This is a genomic window from Moorena sp. SIO3I8 (assembly GCF_010692325.1).
GTDB lineage: Bacteria > Cyanobacteriota > Cyanobacteriia > Cyanobacteriales > Coleofasciculaceae > Moorena.
In genome coordinates this window covers 1-1,544 of record NZ_JAAHHW010000363.1, presented here as the reverse complement: position 1 = coordinate 1,544, position 1,544 = coordinate 1, and the positions used below count along the sequence as shown (strand labels likewise).

General features: G+C 43.0%; 2 protein-coding genes. One reads left to right on the top strand and one right to left on the bottom strand.

What is annotated here, in order from left to right; all coding sequences use genetic code 11:
- The coding region (locus tag F6K51_RS37015) for a reverse transcriptase domain-containing protein (RefSeq protein ID WP_293031096.1) at positions 1-1,139 on the top strand (1,139 nt) is incomplete at its 5' end.
- A gap of 89 nt (positions 1,140-1,228) precedes the next feature.
- Here the strand turns inward: F6K51_RS37015 and F6K51_RS37010 are convergent.
- Positions 1,229-1,459, bottom strand: a complete 231-nt coding sequence (locus F6K51_RS37010) for a hypothetical protein (RefSeq protein WP_293031093.1) — start codon at positions 1,457-1,459, stop codon at positions 1,229-1,231.
- Positions 1,460-1,544 lie beyond the last annotated feature (85 nt).

Here is a 1,544-nt window from a genome sequence, read left to right as displayed (position 1 = left end):
TTAACCATGATGCACTTTTAACTAAATTAAATACCTATCCATCCATGAGACGTTTAATTAAGTCCTGGCTAAAAGCCGGTGTGATGGATAACAAGACATTCTCATCTACAGAAGAAGGTACTCCTCAAGGTGGTGTAATATCTCCACTTTTAGCGAATATAGCCCTCCACGGAATGGAAGAACGGATCAACAAATACGCCGAATCAATGCCCGGAAGCAAACGAGCAAACAAACAAGCGTTAAGCCTAATCCGTTATGCTGATGATTTTATAATCACCCATCAAGACCACAAAGTGGTAGAAGAATGTCAAAAAGTCATCAACAAATGGCTACATGACATGGGATTGGAATTAAAACCAAGTAAGACAAAAATTACTCATACATTTGATGGATTTAACTTTCTTGGATTCAATATCCGTCAATATAAAGTAGGTAAGAACCACTCAAAACAAGGTTTTAAAACCATTATAAAACCGTCTAAAGAGAAAGTTCTAGAACATTATGGACAGCTCTCAAGAGTCATCGACCGACACAGAGCCGCCCCACAGGAAGCCCTAATAAGCAACCTTAAACCCATCATACGTGGATGGTGTAATTACTACAGTTCAGTCTGTAGTAAAGAAACATTCAAAAAATTGGGATACATGTTATGGAATAAACTCAGACGATGGGGAAATCAGAGACACCCCAAGAAATCCAGAACATGGGTAACCAAGAAATATTGGGGCACCATAGGGAAAGACAACTGGATGTTCAAGACCAATGAAGATAACTATCTTCTAAAACACGCCAAAACAGAAATAGTCAGGCATGTAAAAGTCAAGGAAACCAGAAGTCCCTACGATGGAGACCTGATTTATTGGAGTACCAGAATGAGAAAGCATCCCGAGATGACCACTCAGAAAGGAAGGCTTTTAGAACGGCAACAAGGGAAATGCGCTCATTGTGGTCTTACCTTTAGAGATGGAGATTTATTGGAAAAACACCATATAATACCACGCTCCATAGGTGGAAATGACTTGGATAAAAACCTGGAATTATTACACCTACATTGCCATGATATTAAACACCGGTCGAAAATCAACACTTTCGCCGTAGGCCACCCTACGCGAACGGAGTTGGATGAAAACCCATTTTAGAGGTACCAATGACAATGGTTCCGTTTGATGAGGAGCCGTATGATGCGAAAGTGTCACGTACGGTTTTGAAGACGAGTCGGTGAGGCGACTCACCGGCTTAGTTTAATTCGGGAATCGGGAATCGGGAATCGGGAATTGGGAATTGGGAATCGGGAATCGGGAATCGGGAATCGGGAATCGGGGGAAGAGTTGCGTAGGGTGCGTGATAAGACCGGCCCGCTCTGACCACCTCGAGCGAGAGTGTTGGGACAGCCGGTCCTGTAACGCACCACCTCATATTCAAACCTTGAATTGGGAAACACCATGAGACCGATTGCCATAACTCTATGACTAATAGTCAGCCACAGGATCATCACCAACACGCTGATCATCAACAGCTATTGAAGCAGCTGGCTTGGGCAATGG